The 14,976-nt window shown below is 69.1% G+C and carries 17 protein-coding genes; 9 read left to right on the top strand and 8 right to left on the bottom strand.

Annotated elements, in window-relative coordinates; genetic code table 11:
• From FHY03_RS09215 to FHY03_RS09205, 3 genes are read right to left on the bottom strand one after another with little or no spacing between them, the layout of a single operon-like run.
• Positions 1–186 (bottom strand): helix-hairpin-helix domain-containing protein, encoded by a 186-nt coding sequence (locus FHY03_RS09215; RefSeq protein ID WP_183930238.1) that lies wholly within the window; start codon positions 184–186, stop codon positions 1–3.
• Positions 183–683: a cupin domain-containing protein gene (locus FHY03_RS09210; RefSeq protein ID WP_311721353.1), complete on the bottom strand. Its 501-nt coding sequence runs from the start codon at positions 681–683 to the stop codon at positions 183–185. The genes FHY03_RS09215 and FHY03_RS09210 overlap by 4 nt, the downstream gene beginning before the upstream one ends.
• Entirely contained in the window at positions 680–1,171 is a 492-nt protein-coding gene (locus tag FHY03_RS09205) for a nucleoside deaminase (RefSeq protein WP_183930236.1), read from the bottom strand. Before FHY03_RS09205 ends, FHY03_RS09210 begins: the two co-directional genes overlap by 4 nt.
• Before the next feature lie 72 nt (positions 1,172–1,243).
• Between FHY03_RS09205 and FHY03_RS09200 the strand changes: the two genes are divergently transcribed.
• Positions 1,244–2,074, top strand: coding sequence for an aldo/keto reductase (locus FHY03_RS09200; protein WP_183930234.1), 831 nt, complete (start codon positions 1,244–1,246; stop codon positions 2,072–2,074).
• On the opposite strand, the gene FHY03_RS09195 is transcribed toward FHY03_RS09200, so the two are convergent.
• Genes FHY03_RS09195 through FHY03_RS09185 form a run of 3 tightly spaced genes read right to left on the bottom strand, consistent with a single transcriptional unit; the run spans position 2,071 to position 3,904 of the window.
• Positions 2,071–3,063 (bottom strand): MBL fold metallo-hydrolase, encoded by a 993-nt coding sequence (locus FHY03_RS09195; protein WP_183930232.1) that lies wholly within the window; start codon positions 3,061–3,063, stop codon positions 2,071–2,073. The two genes, FHY03_RS09200 and FHY03_RS09195, sit on opposite strands and share 4 nt — an antisense overlap.
• A gap of 59 nt (positions 3,064–3,122) precedes the next feature.
• A complete protein-coding gene (locus tag FHY03_RS09190; RefSeq protein WP_183930230.1) occupies positions 3,123–3,662 on the bottom strand; it encodes a TspO/MBR family protein in 540 nt (179 codons plus the stop codon).
• Complete coding sequence (locus tag FHY03_RS09185; protein WP_096342240.1) at positions 3,659–3,904, bottom strand: glutaredoxin domain-containing protein; 246 nt, start codon at positions 3,902–3,904, stop codon at positions 3,659–3,661. The genes FHY03_RS09190 and FHY03_RS09185 overlap by 4 nt, the downstream gene beginning before the upstream one ends.
• Before the next feature lie 152 nt (positions 3,905–4,056).
• Here FHY03_RS09185 and dinB point away from each other — a divergent pair, with 152 nt between their 5' ends.
• Genes dinB through FHY03_RS09170 form a run of 3 tightly spaced genes read left to right on the top strand, consistent with a single transcriptional unit; the run spans position 4,057 to position 7,015 of the window.
• Positions 4,057–5,181: a DNA polymerase IV gene (gene dinB / locus FHY03_RS09180; protein WP_183930228.1), complete on the top strand. Its 1,125-nt coding sequence runs from the start codon at positions 4,057–4,059 to the stop codon at positions 5,179–5,181.
• Positions 5,181–6,446 carry a DUF763 domain-containing protein gene (locus FHY03_RS09175; protein WP_183930220.1) on the top strand — a complete coding sequence of 422 codons (1,266 nt, stop codon included), beginning with the start codon at positions 5,181–5,183 and terminating at the stop codon, positions 6,444–6,446. The genes dinB and FHY03_RS09175 overlap by 1 nt, the downstream gene beginning before the upstream one ends.
• 5 nt (positions 6,447–6,451) lie before the next feature.
• Positions 6,452–7,015, top strand: coding sequence for an alpha-ketoglutarate-dependent dioxygenase AlkB (locus FHY03_RS09170; RefSeq protein WP_183930431.1), 564 nt, complete (start codon positions 6,452–6,454; stop codon positions 7,013–7,015).
• Here FHY03_RS09170 and FHY03_RS09165 read toward each other — a convergent pair.
• A complete protein-coding gene (locus FHY03_RS09165) occupies positions 7,012–7,326 on the bottom strand; it encodes a hypothetical protein (RefSeq protein WP_183930218.1) in 315 nt (104 codons plus the stop codon). The two genes, FHY03_RS09170 and FHY03_RS09165, sit on opposite strands and share 4 nt — an antisense overlap.
• A gap of 138 nt (positions 7,327–7,464) precedes the next feature.
• Positions 7,465–7,728: a DksA/TraR family C4-type zinc finger protein gene (locus FHY03_RS09160; RefSeq protein ID WP_183930216.1), complete on the bottom strand. Its 264-nt coding sequence runs from the start codon at positions 7,726–7,728 to the stop codon at positions 7,465–7,467.
• Positions 7,729–7,917: 189 nt separating this feature from the next.
• Here FHY03_RS09160 and FHY03_RS09155 point away from each other — a divergent pair, with 189 nt between their 5' ends.
• From FHY03_RS09155 to FHY03_RS09135, 5 genes are all read left to right on the top strand, one after another.
• Positions 7,918–8,679 (top strand): ImuA family protein, encoded by a 762-nt coding sequence (locus FHY03_RS09155; protein WP_260158800.1) that lies wholly within the window; start codon positions 7,918–7,920, stop codon positions 8,677–8,679.
• The gene (locus FHY03_RS09150) at positions 8,597–10,390 is read left to right on the top strand and encodes a DNA polymerase Y family protein (RefSeq protein WP_183930214.1); all 1,794 of its coding nucleotides are present in this window, start codon (positions 8,597–8,599) and stop codon (positions 10,388–10,390) included. The genes FHY03_RS09155 and FHY03_RS09150 overlap by 83 nt, the downstream gene beginning before the upstream one ends.
• Complete coding sequence (locus tag FHY03_RS09145) at positions 10,390–13,665, top strand: error-prone DNA polymerase (RefSeq protein WP_183930212.1); 3,276 nt, start codon at positions 10,390–10,392, stop codon at positions 13,663–13,665. Before FHY03_RS09150 ends, FHY03_RS09145 begins: the two co-directional genes overlap by 1 nt.
• A 3-nt stretch (positions 13,666–13,668) precedes the next feature.
• Positions 13,669–13,944: a hypothetical protein gene (locus FHY03_RS09140; protein WP_183930210.1), complete on the top strand. Its 276-nt coding sequence runs from the start codon at positions 13,669–13,671 to the stop codon at positions 13,942–13,944.
• 371 nt (positions 13,945–14,315) lie between these two features.
• On the top strand, positions 14,316–14,942 hold the full coding sequence (locus tag FHY03_RS09135) for an SOS response-associated peptidase family protein (protein ID WP_183930208.1): 627 nt from the start codon (positions 14,316–14,318) through the stop codon (positions 14,940–14,942).
• Positions 14,943–14,976 lie beyond the last annotated feature (34 nt).

Below are 14,976 nucleotides of genomic sequence, written 5' to 3'. Positions count from 1 at the left end.
TCAACCGACGCGGATTGCGTCCTCCAGCCCGGCAGCCTTGCCCGCCATGCCGGGCACTTCCTCGAGCTGCCGCACCGCCTCGAACCGCCCGCGCTCCTCGCGATAGCGGACGATCTCGTATCCGTGCCCTTTCAGCTGCGGCAACGCGTCGATCTCGTCCGCCGATGCCGTGTTGATGTCGATCATGCCTTGTTGCTCCACAGCCGCGTGAGCGGACCTTTGTTGCCCTCGACCGGGTCGGCCTGCGGCAGCGGCACGGCGGCGATACGCGCGAGCGTTGCCGTGTCTGCCGCCTGGCGGCAGACATCCCAATCCTGTCCTTCCGGGTAGGCGCCCACCAACAGGAAGTCGTCGCTGGCCCTGTTCCGGCAATGCCCGGTGCCCGCCGGCAGAACCAGAAGATCGCCCGCCTCGATCCGCACCTGCCGGCCGCCCTCGCCGCCCAGCATCAGCTCGGCCGACCCGTTGGTGCAGACCAATGCTTCGTGCGCCGTCGAGTGGTAGTGGTGGTAGGGATAGACGCCGTCGCGCCAGTCCGGACGCCAGTCGTTCCGACGCAGCATCGCCTCGATCGCATCCGGGTCGCCGAACGGCACGACGCCGCGATAGACCAGCACCGGCAGCGCGGAATTGTTGGGCACCCAGCCGTTCGGGCGCAGCATCAAGGTGTCGGGCTCGCTCACAGGTTCGCCTGCTCGTCTCGCGGCAGGTCCGCGTCGGGTGGGTAATAGAGGCCGGCGCACTCCTCGCGGAGGCACCCGCCCTCAATCACGATATCGTCGCGATAGGCGTCCGCGATGAAGGACAGCGTGTCGACATGCCGCGCCTCGAAATACATCGGGTGCACGTCCTCGCGCCCGGCGCCGTAGACGACGCGGCCCACCTTCGACCAGATCGAAGCCATGGTGCACATGCCGCAGGGCTGGAGCGTCGAGTAGAGCGTCGCTCCGCGCAGCTCGAGCTCGCCCGTGTCCTCGCAGGCGCGGCGGATCGCCATCATCTCGGCATGCGCGGTGGCGTCGGGCAGTTCCTGGGTCTGGTTGCGCTCGCCTGCGATCTCGCGGCCGTCGAGGACAATTACCGAGCCGAGCGGCGAGGTAGACGGGTCCGAGCCCTTTGAGCGGGCGATCTCGATCGCCCGGCGCATCCAGCGCTCGTCATCCTCGTTCATCGATACCTCCGTTCCCCCCAGCGTCGGGCGGCGGCAGATGGTCCGACAGGCCGGGTGGCACGTTGTGCGTCCATGAAGACGATCCGCTTCCCCGACGGCACGACCGTCCCCGCACTGGGTCAAGGCACCTGGATGATGGCCGAGGATCCGAGCCGCCGCGGCCAAGAGATTGCCGCGCTGCGCGAAGGCGTCGAGCTCGGCCTCACCCTGATCGACACGGCCGAGATGTACGCCGACGGCGAGTCCGAGCGCCTCGTCGGCGAGGCGATCGCCGGCATGCGCGACCGCGTCTTTCTCGTCAGCAAGGCTTATCCGCAGAATGCCTCCGCCAAGCGGCTGCCGCGCGCGTGCGAGGCGAGCCTCGAGCGGCTGGGCACCGACCGGCTCGACCTCTATCTGCTGCACTGGCGCGGGAGCGTGCCGCTGGCCGAGACCGTCGAGGCGATGGAGCGACTGGTCGCGGCCGGCAAGATCGTCCGGTGGGGCGTCAGCAATCTCGATGCCAAGGACATGGAAGAGCTGGTTGCCGCCGGTGGTGAGCGATGCCAGACCGACCAGATCCTCTACAATCTGACCCGTCGCGGGCCCGAGCACGACCTGATCCCCTGGCTTGCCGAGCGACGCGTGCCGGTGATGGCCTACAGTCCCGTCGAGCAGGGACGCCTGCTTGCCCATCGCGGGCTCGCCGTCATCGCGCGTGAGCGTGGCGTCACGCCAGCGCAGGTGGCGCTTGCCTGGCTGCTGGCGCGCGATGGGACCGTCGCCATTCCCAAGGCAGGATCGGCGGCCCACGTTCGCGAGAACCGCGCGGCGGCGGACCTGGACCTCTCCGGAACCGATCTCGCGCGGCTGGACGACATCTTCCCGCGGCCGCGCGGGCCCGTGCCGCTGGAAATGCTCTAACCGCCCGCGCGCTCGAAATCGTGGACGGTGCCGGGCTGCGCCGCCACGAAGCGCCGTGGTGGCAACCCTGCTGCCGACAGTGCGGAGGCGAGCGCCAGACGCGGTGCGTCGCGCGCCTCGTCGGTGAGCTGGAACGTGCCCCAGTGAATGCCGAGCGCCTGGCCGGCATTCATGTCCCTGAAGATGCGGACCGCCTCCGCCGGGTTGACGTGCTGCGCGCTCATGAACCAGCGCGGCTCGTAGGCGCCGATCGGAATCAGCGCCACGTCCGGCGCGCCGAGTCGCTCGCGCATTTCCCTGAAGATCACGCCCTCACCGTAGCCCGTATCACCCGCAAACCAGACCGAGCCGGCGGGTGTGGTCAGATGATGCCCTGCCCACAAGGCCATGCGCACGTCGGTCGGCCAGCGGTTCGCCCAATGGCAGGCCGGGGTCAGCGTGGTCGCGACCCCCTCGCAAAGCGGCATCCGGTCCCACCAGTCGCCGACGATGCAGCGTGCCTCGGGAACAGCAGCGCGGACGATGGCATCATTGCCAAGCGGCATGGCCATCAGCGGCGCATGATCCGCCTGAAGCCGGCGCAGCGTCGCGACATCGAGGTGGTCATAGTGGCAGTGGCTGATGAGCACGGCATCGATCGGCGGCAGGTCCTCGAACGCGATCCCGGGCGCGGTCACCCGCTTGGGTCCGGCGAAGGCGACGGGACTGGCGCGCTCGGACCAGACCGGATCAGTGAGGATGTTCCTGCCCGCCGCCTGGATCAGCAGCGAGGCATGCCCGACCATGATGATCCGGAGGCCTGCGACCCGCGACTCCGGCTTGGCCGGGGTGACCGGCACCGAGACCGGCCACTTGGCGGCACCGCCAGCCAGCTTCCAGCGCAGCATGGCGGTGAGGCCGCGATCGGTCGATGGCTGACCCGGGTTGAAGAAGCGGACGCCGTCGAAATGGTCGGTGGGCGGTCCCTGATAGTAGCGGTTGCGCGGCATCGGCTCCACCTAGCGTCCGACGACGCCAGACGCGACCGGGTGAGCACGCGAAGCCCTGGTCAGGACACGGGGGCGTTCGGATCTGGGTTGCGCTGCCACACCTGCTCGGCAAGCAGGGTCGCAAAGCCGAGCCAGGCCACGAAGGGCAGGCCGAGCGCCGCCGCCGGTCGATCGACTTTCGCGGCTACGGCGACATAGCCCGCTCCCGTTGCGATCATGGCACCGGATGCGAGCGCGCTGGCGCCCAGCTCACGCTTGCGGAAGAAAAGCTCGGTCCAGCCACCGATCATGCCGGTGTTGAGCAGCCACAGCGCCAGGCCCAGGTTGCGACCATCGCTGGGCCGTCGGCGGAGCAGTCGATAGCCGCCGATCGCCAGCCCGCTCGCCACGATCGGCCAGACCGCACCGAACACGGGATCGGGCGGCGTGAAGGCAGGCTTGTCGAGCCGCTTGTACCAGCGCCGGATGTTCGGGTGGGATGGGCCAGGCGCGTTGCGACGTCCGAGCAGCGCGCTGACCCCCATCGCGGCCGCCACGATCGAAGCAGCGGCCATAGGTGAGAGGCCGGCCTTCCCGTCGCGAACCGCCGCCCGGCTCATGCCGCGAGATACCGTTCGAGATCGTCGCTCCCGCCAATGCGCTCGCCATCGATGAACACCTGCGGCGTCGTATCAACGCCCTGTTCCTCCTCGAAGGCATCCACCTCCTCGCGCGAGGACAGGATGCGGTCGTCTACCTCGAAGCCCGCCTCTTCCAGCATCTCCTTGGCGCGTACGCCGAATGGACAGGTGTGGTCCGGCAGGATCATGCGGTACAGGATCGCTACATTCTCGTCGGCCATGTGCGGCACTCCCTGGCGGACCGGAAGCCCGCAATATTCGTATAGCGAAGCGTTGCTGGTGCCGTTCCGTCACTCAGGAATAGAATGATCCTTAAGCGGCGCCGCAGATCACATGTTCCTCGTTCGTTCGCGCGCTGCTAAGCTGCCCGGCGATGGAAGGCCGTTCGACTCGCAAGATCATCCATGTCGACATGGATGCCTTTTTTGCGTCCGTGGAGCAGCGCGACGATCCGGCCCTGCGCGGACGGCCGGTCGCGGTCGGCTATGCCGCAGCGCGCGGCGTCGTCGCGGCGGCCAGCTACGAGGCGCGAGCATTCGGCGTGCGCTCAGCCCTGCCCTCGGTCACGGCACTTCGGCGTTGTCCCGACCTCGTCTTCGTGCCGCCGCGCTTCGACGTCTACAAGGCCGTCTCGCGTCAGATCCATGCGATCTTCGCCGACTACGCCGACCTCATCCAGCCGCTGTCGCTCGACGAGGCCTATCTCGATGTGACCGGCAACCGTGCCGGGCTGCCGACGGCCTGGGCTACCGCCAAGGCCATCCGCGCGCGCATCCTCGAGGAGACCGGCCTGACTGCGTCGGCCGGCATCAGCTACAACAAGTTCCTGGCCAAGCTCGCCTCGGACCACCGCAAGCCCAACGGCCAATTCGCCGTCACACCCGACATGGGCGCGGCCTGGGTCGAGACATTGCCTGTCGCACGCTTCCACGGCGTCGGACCGGTGACTGCGGCCAAGATGAAGCGGCTCGGCATTGAGACCGGTGCCGACCTCCGCGCTAAGCCGCTCGCCTTCCTCGAAGAGCACTTCGGCAGTTCGGCCGGCTGGTACCATGCGATCGCCCGCGGCGAGGATCATCGCCCGGTCAACCCGAACCGCGCCCGCAAGTCGTCGGGCTCGGAGACCACGTTCGATCGCGACCTGACCGAACCGGCCGAAATCGAGGCCGGCGTGCTGCGCATGGCGGACGATGTCTGGGGCTGGTGCGAAAAGACCCAGGCCTTTGGGCGCACGGTCACCGTCAAGATCAAGTTCCAAGACTTCCGCCAGATCACCCGCAGCCGCAGCCATGCAGGTGCGGTGACCGATCGGGATCAGCTTCACCGTACAAGCCTTGACCTCGTCCGCTCGATCTACCCGCCCGGAACGGGCATCCGCTTGGTCGGGGTGACCGTCTCCAACTTCGAGGCACCCGTGCGTGGCGACGGGCCGGCCCTGCCCCTATTCAGCGCGGGACCGGACTCACGCGGCACTTCGATGATGGTGGAGGCTCGCTGATGGGCCGGCGGTCGGGGAGCGCCGATCTACCGCTCCATGGCGGGCGCGTACCCGCCTGGCTTGGCCAGCGCATGACCCGGCTCGGCGCGGTGATCGCGCAAGCGATCGTGCTCGAATATGGCCGGGACGAACTGCTGCGTCGTCTCGCCCACCCCTTCTGGTTCCAGTCGTTCGGCGCGGTGATGGGCATGGACTGGCACTCGTCGGGGATCACGACGAGCGTGCTCGGCGCCCTCAAACGCGGCCTTGCCCCTCTCTCGAGCGAGCTCGGCCTGCACGTCTGCGGCGGTCGCGGGCGGCACAGCCGCGCGACCCCGGCAGAGCTTGTCGCGGTGGGAGAGCGCGTCGGCCTCGATGGCGATGCGCTCGCGCGTTCCAGTCGGCTGGTCGCGAAGGTAGACAGCGCCGCGGTGCAGGATGGGTTCGACCTCTATCTCCACGGCTTCATCGTCGCTGACGACGGTCGCTGGGTGGTGGTGCAGCAGGGCATGAACGACGGCCGGAAGCAGGCGCGCCGCTATCACTGGCTCTCCGAGGGACTGGAGAGCTTCGTCGACGCGCCCCATGCCGCGGTCGAGGGCGCCCATCAGGGTCAGATCGTCAACCTGACCGACCGGCGCGCCGCCGCCTCGCGCGAACGCCAGCTCGATCTGCTCCGGGACGCGGGACCCGATGGCATCGTCCGCGAGCTTGGCCGGCTCGAACCCGCCCGCGGCAAGGCACCGGCGCCGGCCGCGCAGGCGATGCTGCCGCACCTCGTCATGCCCGACCATCATGAGGTCCGGGCCGAGGACGTGGTCGAGCGTCGCCTGCATGGTGCGCTCGCCGCGGCCGCCGATCGTGGACCTGAGGACTTCGCCGAACTGCTGCTGGTGCCCGGCATCGGCGCCCGAACCCTCCGTTCGCTCGCGATGGTGGCGGAAGTGGTTCATGGCACACCGTGTCGGTTCAGCGACCCTGCCCGCTTCAGCCTCGCCCATGGCGGCAAGGACCGTCATCACTACCCCGTCCCGACCCGCGTCTACGACCGGACGATCGCGGTCATGAAGGAAGCGGTCGCGGCCGCGAAGCTTGGCCAGGACGAGAAGCAGGCGGCGATCCGGCGCCTCGACCAGCAGGCGAGACGGCTGGAAGCCAACGCGACCGGCCCATCGGTCGAAGCGCTGATCGCGGAGGAGCGCGGCCTCTCGCACGCATTCGGGGGTCGCAGCGTGTTCGGCTGGGAGCCGCCGGGACCGGTACACGCCGACGAGAGCGCCGCCTGATGGCTATGGCGGACCTGTTCTATACCCCCGCGCTGCCCGGGCTCGCGTCGCAGGACGATCTCGTCAGCGAGGCCGAGGAGCGGATGCTGATTGCGGCGATCGACGCGACGGCGCTGGCGCCGTTCCGCTTCCAGGGCTGGACCGGCAAGCGGCTGACCAGCTCCTATGGCTGGCGCTACGACTTCGATGCGGGAAGGCTGGAGCGCGGCGAGCCGCTACCCGACTGGCTGCTGCCGATCCGTGATCGCGCGGCCGCCTTTGCCCGGCTGCCGGTCGACGATCTCGTCCAGGCCCTGCTGATCCGCTACGATCCCGGCGCGGGCATCGGCTGGCATCGTGACCGCCCGGCGTTTGAGCATGTGGTCGGGCTGTCGCTGGGCGCACCGGCGACGATGCGCTTCCGCCGCCGGGTCGGCACGCGCTTCGAGCGCGTCGGCGTGCCGCTACCGCCTCGCGGCGCCTATCACCTCAGCGGCGCGGCGCGCCATGACTGGGAACACAGCATCGCCGAGATGGACCGAACGCGCTGGTCGATCACGTTCCGCAGCCTGCGCGCGCGATCGTCCTAACCCGCATCGTCGGGCTCAGGGCGTGAGGCAGGGTCGACCTGCTTCGCGTCGGGCAACTCCAAAGCGAGCGAGCCGATATTGTCGCCCCGCACCTCGATCATGGAAACTCCATCGACGATCAGCGGGCGTTGCGGGATCAGAATCGCGTCCTCTTCATGACAAGGATCGAGGTCGAGCCATGCGCGCACCGCCTTTTCCAGGCTTGTGACTTCGACCAGCTCGTCCAGGCCGCGCGGGACGTTCTCGAGCGCGGCGCTCATCCGCCAGTCGATTTCGGGCGACGCTGCATCACCCCAGCTTGCTTCGGCCATGATCTTCCCTTTCGTGGAAGCTTCGACACCAACTGCTCGAGCGCAAGGGTTGGAGCGAAGTTCCCCGACGCCTAGACTGGCCTGAAGCAGAACCGGCCGGCAACTGCTCGACTATGATCTGCATCCCAGTGCGCTTGATCAACGCAGCTGGCTGTCCTTGCTTCCCCGCCGATCGATGGCGGACGCCTTCGGCTTGGCATCGCGAAGCGACTGACATGCGACGCACGTGCGAACGCCCGGGAGGACAATCCGACGACGCTCAGGGATCGGCTCGCCGCATTCAACACAGTGGGTTTCACTTTCGCCAGTCGGCATGCCGGATCGGGCGGCGAGGATGGCATCCGCGACCGAGTCGTCGATCTGATCCTGGACGGCACCGTCCCGCGTCCAACCGCCCGCCATCACCTGCTCCGTCTTCAATTTTCACCCGAAATAAGGTAAGCAGGCGCTGAATTCAGCCTTTCCGCTGCTGGGCGGCGCCAGCAGACCGCCGTGCCGGCTGATCCCGGCCAGATTCTTTTGCGCTCCGTGGCTTGACCGAGGTCGCCGCCATGCGGAACATATGCGGAACACGAGAGTCGATTCCGCCTGATGTCTGCCGCCGCGTCCCCCTCCGAAATTGTGACACGCCTCCGCGAGAGCGTTGCCGATGTGCGCCCGCGACAGGTGGCAGCCATCCCCTTTGCCTTGTCCGAGATCGACCGCCGGCTGGCCGACCATGGGCTGGATGGTGCCGCCCTGCACGACATCGCGCCCGCAGCCCCGTCGCTCAGCGACGACGCCGCAGCGACGCTCTTCATCGCGGGCATCACCGCGCGCCTGGCAGCGGCGGCCGACACCCGCGTGCTGTGGGTGGTGAGCCGGTTCGACCTCTACGCGCCGGGGCTCGAGCAGGCAGGACTGCCGCCCGGGCGCATTCTCTTTGCCGAAGGACGTGAGGACAAGGACGTGCTGGCGCTGATGGAGGATGGCCTGCGGCACGGCGCGCTCGCCGCCGTGGTCGGCGAGGTCCGTCGCGCCGACATGACCGCGAGCCGCCGGCTCCAGCTCGCCGCTGACGCGGGCAGCACCCCCGCCTTCCTGTCGCGCCGGTGGCGGCGACAGGGTGTCTGTCCCCTGTCCGAGCTGTCGGCGGCGACGACGCGCTGGCGGATCGCCTGTGCACCGTCCGAACGGCTGCCCGCCCCTGGCGTCGGCCGAGCGCGCTGGACGGTAGAGCTCGTCCGTCAGCGCAACGGCAATCCCTTCTCCCTTCTCGTCGAGGCCTCAGATGACACGGGTCGCCTCGCTCTACCTGCCGGCGCTCAGCATCGAGCGGCTCCGGCGGCTGGAGCGACCGCGCGCGCAGCCTGAGCCGCGTGCCCCCTCCCCCTTGCCCGTCGATGACGACCCCGGCGCCTGCTCGGTGCCACGGGGCGGCAACTGGCGGCCGGGTGCACGCTGGGCGCGCGAGGGCACGCGGGATCGCTTGGCCGTGGCGGCCGAGGCGACCGCGCTCCCGCTCCATCAGCAACCGACCATGCGCGAACTCGGGCGCCGGTCGGAAGCCGCCGAGCATCCGTTCAAAGGGCGGCAGCATGCGCCGCTCCCCGCGACCGTAGCGAGGGCAGAACGGGCGGAGGCGCCCGCACCGCCGCTGATCCTGGCGCACCAGATCGGCAATCAACAGCTGATCGCGGCGGCTTGCCCCGCGGCCCTCGCGCTTGGCCTGGTGCCGGGCATGGCGGTGACCCAGGCGCGAGCGCTCCTGCCCGGGCTCGACATCCGCGCGTCGGATCCCGCCGCCGATGCGGCCGTCCTGGATCAGCTCGCCTCCCATGCGGTGCGGCACTGGACGCCAACCGCAGCCATCAGCGGGGCGGATGGGCTCTGGCTCGACCTGACCGGCGTCACCCACCTGTTCGGCGGCGAGGAGCGGTTCTGCGCGCGCCTGCTCGGCTTCTGCCGACGGCTCGGACTGACGGCGCGGGTCGCGGTCGCGGGCACGCTCGGCGCGGCGCACGCGCTGGCACGGTTCGGCGGCCAGCCGATCGAGCGGATCGAGGTCGGCCGCGAGGCACAGGCACTCGCTGGTCTGCCGCTCGCGGCGCTTCGCCTGACGCCCGAGGCGCTGGCTGCCGCAACCCGCTTCGGGCTGGAGCGCGTCGGCGACCTGCTACCCCTCCCGCGCGGCCCGCTCGCGCGGCGCCTCGGCCTCGCCAGCGTCCGCCGGCTCGACGAGGCACTCGGGCGTCTGGCTGAGCCGATCGTTCCGGTTGTGGCCCACGAGGTTCCGGTCGCAACGCTACGACTGCTTGAGCCGATCGAGACCGCGGAGGCGATCGAGAAGGTCATCCGCGATCTGCTTGCCGACATGGTCGAACAGCTACGGACACGGGGCCTTGGCGCGCGGACGCTGGTGCTGACGCTCGATCGCGTCGACGGCAGCGAGCAGCGGCTGGCCATTGGCACGGTGCGCGCCACCCGCGATGCGGCTCACCTCGCGCGCCTCTTTCATCTTCGTATCGAGCGGGTCGATCCCGGCCTCGGCATCGAGACGATGCGGCTGGCGGCGCCGCGGACCGAGCCGCTCGGCGCAACTCCGCTCGGGGGCACGCTCGCGGGCGACGTCGGACCTGCCGACCTCTCGACCTTGGTCGACCAGCTCGCAGGACGGGCGGGGCGGCAAGCGCTGTTCACGGTCGGCGCGGTCGAGAGCGATGTGCCCGAGCGCGCGACCGTCCGCGTCGAACCGATGGCGAGTCCTCAGGGCTGGCCGGCGTGGAAGCGACCCGTCCGGCTGCTGCGCCGGCCTGAGCCGCTGTCCGGTGTGGTGGCGCTCCTGCCCGACCGTCCTCCGCGCCGCTTTACCTGGCGAGGGCATGTCCATGCCGTGGTCGCGGGCGATGGCCCCGAACGCATCCATGGCGAATGGTGGCGGCGCGACGGCGAGGTCTGGGCGGTGCGCGACTATTTTCGCGTCGAGGACGAGGCAGGCGCGCGCTTCTGGCTGTTCCGGCGCGGCGACGGTGTCGACGGGACGACCGGCGACCTCAGCTGGTACATGCACGGGCTGTTCGGCTGATGAGCCGGTCCAACCCCACCTATGTCGAACTCCAGGTGACGAGCCACTTCTCGTTCCTGCGCGGCGCCTCGTCGCCCGACGAGCTATTCGCTGCCGCCGCGCTGCTCGGCCACACGGCGCTCGGCGTCGCCGATCTCGGCAGTGTCGCGGGCGTGGTGCGTGCCTGGGAGGCCCAGAAGGCCACCGGGGTGCGGCTGATCGCGGGTACGCGGCTCCTGCTCGACGATGGCCGCGGCCTGCTGCTCTACCCGACCGACCGCTCGGCCTGGTCGCGGCTTAGCCGGCTGCTCACGCTCGGCAAGTCCCGCGCCGGCAAGGGCGGCTGCACGCTCGGTTGGAGCGATGTCGCGGCACGCGCGGAAGGGCTGATCGCGATCCTCCTCCCCGACCTGCCCGGCAGAACCACTGCGCGCCACCTGGAAGAGCTCAGCCAAGCGTTCGGCACCCGAAGCTATTGCTCGCTCGCGCTGCGCCGCCGACCCGACGACGCAATGCGGCTGCACGAACTCGCGGCTCAGGCAAAGGCCGCCGGCGTGCGCTCCGTCGCGACAGGGGATGTGCTCTACCACGCGCCCGAGGCACGCCTCCTCCAGGACGTGGTCACCGCCATCCGCGAGAAGTGCACCGTCGATACGCTCGGGCATCGCCGCGAGCGGCATGCCGATCGCCACCTGAAATCACCGGGGGAGATGGAGCGCCGCTTCGCTGCCTTCCCCGACGCGATCGCCGCGACGGCCGACATCGCGAGGGCGTGTCGCTTCGATCTGGGCGAGCTCAGCTACCAGTACCCGCACGAGGAGGTGGTCGAAGGCCTGACGGCGCAAGGCGCCCTCGAGCAGCTGACCCGCGAGGCAGCCGGACGGATGTTTCCCGATGGCGTCCCCCTGCCCTATCAGAAGCAGATCGCCCACGAGCTCAGGCTGATCGGCGACCTCGGCTACGCGCCCTACTTCCTGACCGTGAACAGCATCGTCGCGGAGAGCCGCCGCCGCGGCATCCTCTGCCAGGGGCGCGGCTCGGCGGCGAACAGCTGCGTCTGCTTCGTGCTGGGGGTCACCAGCATCGATCCCATTAAGCACGAGCTGCTGTTCGAGCGCTTCGTCTCGGGCGAGCGCCGTGAGCCCCCCGACATCGACGTCGACTTCGAGCATGAGCGCCGCGAAGAGATCATCCAGTGGATCTACGAGACCTACGGCCGTGACCGGTCGGCGCTGACTGCGGTCGTGACACGCTACCGCGCGCGCGGCGCGGTGCGCGAAGTCGGCAAGGCGCTGGGGCTGCCGGAAGACCTTACTAAGGCGCTCGCCGGCCTCGTCTGGGGTTGGAGCCAGGAGGGTGTAGGCGAGAAGCAGGTCAACGAGCTCGGGCTCAACATGGCGGACCGGCGGCTGCGTCTGGCGCTCGATCTCGCGAGGCGGCTGATCGGGGTCCCCCGTCACCTCTCGCAGCATCCCGGCGGCTTCGTGCTGACCCACGACCGGCTCGACGATCTCGTGCCGATCGAGCCCGCGGCGATGGTCGACCGCCAGGTGATCGAGTGGGACAAGGACGATATCGATGCCTTGAAGTTCATGAAGGTCGACGTGCTGGGCTTGGGCATGCTCGGCTGCATGAACCGGGCCTTCAACCTGCTCGACGAGGCCAAGGACATCCGGGTGGGCATGGCCGACCTGCAGGACGACGATCCCGACGTCTACGCGATGATCCAGAAAGCCGACACGCTCGGCGTCTTCCAGATCGAAAGCCGGGCGCAGATGTCGATGCTGCCGCGGATGAAGCCGCGGCGCTTCTACGATCTCGTGATCGAGGTCGCGATCGTGCGCCCTGGTCCCATCCAAGGCGACATGGTCCACCCTTACCTGCGCCGTCGCGAGGGGATCGAGAAGCCCGATTACCCGCGCCCCGAGCTGCGCGCGGTCCTGGAGAAGACCTTGGGTGTGCCGCTTTTCCAGGAGCAGGCGATGAAGGTCGCGATCGTCGGCGCGGGCTTCACACCCTCTGAGGCCGATCAGCTCAGGCGCGCGATGGCGACGTTCAAATTCACCGGCGGGGTCAGCCATTTTTACGACAAGCTCGTCGAGGGCATGGTCGAGCGGGGCTACCCGCGCGACTTCGCCGAGCGGACGTTCAAACAGATCGAGGGGTTCGGCTCCTACGGTTTCCCCGAGAGCCACGCCGCCTCATTCGCGAAGATCGCGTATGCGAGCTGCTGGATGAAGCATCATCATCCCGACGTCTTCTGTTGCGCGCTCCTCAATGCGCAGCCGATGGGCTTCTACGCGCCCGCTCAGGTGGTCCGCGACGCGCGCGAGCATGGAGTGGAGGTCCGCCCCGCCTGCATTAACGCCAGCCGGTGGGACTGCACGCTCGAGCCGACCCGCGGACGCTATCTCGCCGTGCGCCTCGGTCTCCGGCAGGTCCGCGGGCTCGCCAACGTCCATGGCGCCGCGATCGTCGCCGCGCGAGGCGAAACGCTGTTTCAGTCGGTCGAGGAGGTCTGGCGCCGCGCCGGCGTGCCCCGCGCCGCGATCGAGCGGCTGGCCGAAGCTGACGCGTTCCACGCGTTCGGCGAGGATCGGCGGCAGGGTCTGTGGAAGGTGCGCGGGCTCGGCGAGGCGCCGCTGCCGCTGTTCGCCGCCGCCGACGAGCGCGAGGCGGCATTTAGCCCGGAAGGGCTGGAGCCGATCGTCGCGCTCAAGCCGATGACCGACGGACGCGAGGTGGTCGAGGATTATCGGGCGCTGCAGTTGTCGCTGCGCGCACATCCGCTCGCCTTCCTTCGCGACGATCTCACCCGGCGCGGGGTCAAGCGCTGCGCCGATCTCGCGACCATCCGCGACGGCCGCCATGTCGAGGTCGCCGGCATCATCCTCGTCCGCCAGAAGCCTGGGTCCGCCAAGGGCGTGCTGTTCATCACCATCGAGGACGAGAGCGGGATCGCCAACGGCATTCTTTGGCCCGATCGGTTCGAGGCGCAGCGCCGCACCGTCATGTCGGCGGCGATGATTGGGATGAAGGGGCGGGTCCAGAAGGAAGGCGAGGTCATCCACGTCATCTGCGATCGCATCGTCGACTATGGCGACCTGCTCTCGCAGGTCGGGCAGATGGACTTCCCGCACGCGACCGGCCGCGGCGACGGCGCCCGCCACGCAGGTACGCCCGATCGTGGCGACGCAGGCTGGAAGCCGGGCCCGCGTGACAGCTACTGGCCGCCGCACGCCGCCGGCCTGGATCCCGAGGAGGTCGTGCGGGTCAAGACGCGCGACTTCCGGTGAGCCGTGGCCAGCCTGCCGCGCCACCAGCGCGTGATCATCTCTTTGTCGCTCCACATCCTTCGCGCCGCGATGGTCCGCTCGGGCGAGATGCGGGTCGACGCGGTCGAGGTCCGGCTCGCGCTGCGCTGTTTGCTGCCGCACTGCCCCGAGCGCTGGCCCCTCGAGCTGTTCTGGGACTCGGCCGGTCAAGACAACGAGATCGGGCGCGCGCAGGGTACCACCGCCGCGTTCAACGGCATCGTCCGGCAGCTGCGGTTGGCAGGCCGGCATGAGGACTGAGCCGGACCAGGTAACCTCGTCGGATAGTCGGGCTGACGACGCCGTCGATCATGTCGGGCGCAAGCTGCGGACGCTCGAACAATGCGCGCTCCATCGCCGGACCTTTCGGCTGACCTGCCCCGCCTGCGGTCACGTCAGGCTGCTCGACGCAATCCCGCTCTGGCGGCTGTTCACGAAGCGCGGCTGGGACGATGGCCTGCCGAACGCTATCCGGCGACTTTGCTGCCAGCCCTGTCGCGAGGCCGGCCGCGTCGTCCGGCCCCGCTTCGTCGTCACTCGCGAGCAGCCCGAAGGGCCGCAACCGCCCTACCCCGACCGCCATGAGTGGAAGAGGGTTGTGTCGCGCTACCGCTCGTGATCGGATCGCCACCATGTGCAACCTGTACAATCTCAAGGTCGAGGGCTGGGAGTATCTCGACTATTTCCAGGCTGGCGACGACACCCGCAACGAGCTCGAGGTCACCAAGGACTATGCCGCGCCCGGCAAGCCAGGCTACGTGGTGCGGATGGAGGCCGGGCATCGCGTGCTCAGCACCATGAAATGGGGGTTTCCGACCAGGAAGCCGCGCAAGCGGCCGGCGCGCGAAGGCGAGATGCCGTTCCTGCATGACTGGTGGACCAACTGCCGCAATCTTTCGAGCAACATGTGGCGGCCCTGGCTTCTCAAGCCCGACCACCGCTGTCTTGTGCCTTTCTCGCGCTTTGCCGAGCCCAAGGCCGTTGCCGATCGCAGCGGGCCAGGCGACACGAACTGGTGGTTCACCGTCTCAGACCAGCCCGAGCCCTGCTTTGCGGGCGTCTGGAAGGTCGATGAGGATCATGACCGGGTCTACGCCTTCTGCACGACTGAGCCGAACGCGCTCGTTGCGCCCAAGCACCCCAAGGCCATGCCGGTCATCCTCATGGCGGAAGATCATGTACGCTGGCTCACGGCACCAGCCGAGGAGGCCCTTCCGCTCGTGTCGGCCTATCCGTCGCAGCTGATGAGCGTGGCTTGACGCCGCCGCCCTACGCCCAACGCGTCGGTGCTGC

It is taken from the genome of Sphingomonas sp. BK345, assembly GCF_014193845.1.
Lineage (GTDB): Bacteria > Pseudomonadota > Alphaproteobacteria > Sphingomonadales > Sphingomonadaceae > Sphingomonas.
This window is presented reverse-complemented; position numbering and strand designations above follow the sequence as displayed.

What these genes read in the sequence shown, in the direction of transcription:
- FHY03_RS09215 (WP_183930238.1), bottom strand. Translation starts at nt 186, where the DNA reads ATGATCGACATCAACACGGCATCGGCGGACGAGATCGACGCGTTGCCG.
- FHY03_RS09205 (WP_183930236.1), bottom strand. Translation starts at nt 1,171, where the DNA reads ATGAACGAGGATGACGAGCGCTGGATGCGCCGGGCGATCGAGATCGCC.
- FHY03_RS09200 (WP_183930234.1), top strand. Translation starts at nt 1,244, where the DNA reads ATGAAGACGATCCGCTTCCCCGACGGCACGACCGTCCCCGCACTGGGT.
- FHY03_RS09195 (WP_183930232.1), bottom strand. Translation starts at nt 3,063, where the DNA reads ATGCCGCGCAACCGCTACTATCAGGGACCGCCCACCGACCATTTCGAC.
- FHY03_RS09190 (WP_183930230.1), bottom strand. Translation starts at nt 3,662, where the DNA reads ATGAGCCGGGCGGCGGTTCGCGACGGGAAGGCCGGCCTCTCACCTATG.
- FHY03_RS09185 (WP_096342240.1), bottom strand. Translation starts at nt 3,904, where the DNA reads ATGGCCGACGAGAATGTAGCGATCCTGTACCGCATGATCCTGCCGGAC.
- dinB (WP_183930228.1), top strand. Translation starts at nt 4,057, where the DNA reads ATGGAAGGCCGTTCGACTCGCAAGATCATCCATGTCGACATGGATGCC.
- FHY03_RS09175 (WP_183930220.1), top strand. Translation starts at nt 5,181, where the DNA reads ATGGGCCGGCGGTCGGGGAGCGCCGATCTACCGCTCCATGGCGGGCGC.
- FHY03_RS09170 (WP_183930431.1), top strand. Translation starts at nt 6,452, where the DNA reads ATGGCGGACCTGTTCTATACCCCCGCGCTGCCCGGGCTCGCGTCGCAG.
- FHY03_RS09165 (WP_183930218.1), bottom strand. Translation starts at nt 7,326, where the DNA reads ATGGCCGAAGCAAGCTGGGGTGATGCAGCGTCGCCCGAAATCGACTGG.
- FHY03_RS09160 (WP_183930216.1), bottom strand. Translation starts at nt 7,728, where the DNA reads ATGGCGGGCGGTTGGACGCGGGACGGTGCCGTCCAGGATCAGATCGAC.
- FHY03_RS09155 (WP_260158800.1), top strand. Translation starts at nt 7,918, where the DNA reads ATGTCTGCCGCCGCGTCCCCCTCCGAAATTGTGACACGCCTCCGCGAG.
- FHY03_RS09150 (WP_183930214.1), top strand. Translation starts at nt 8,597, where the DNA reads ATGACACGGGTCGCCTCGCTCTACCTGCCGGCGCTCAGCATCGAGCGG.
- FHY03_RS09145 (WP_183930212.1), top strand. Translation starts at nt 10,390, where the DNA reads ATGAGCCGGTCCAACCCCACCTATGTCGAACTCCAGGTGACGAGCCAC.
- FHY03_RS09135 (WP_183930208.1), top strand. Translation starts at nt 14,316, where the DNA reads ATGTGCAACCTGTACAATCTCAAGGTCGAGGGCTGGGAGTATCTCGAC.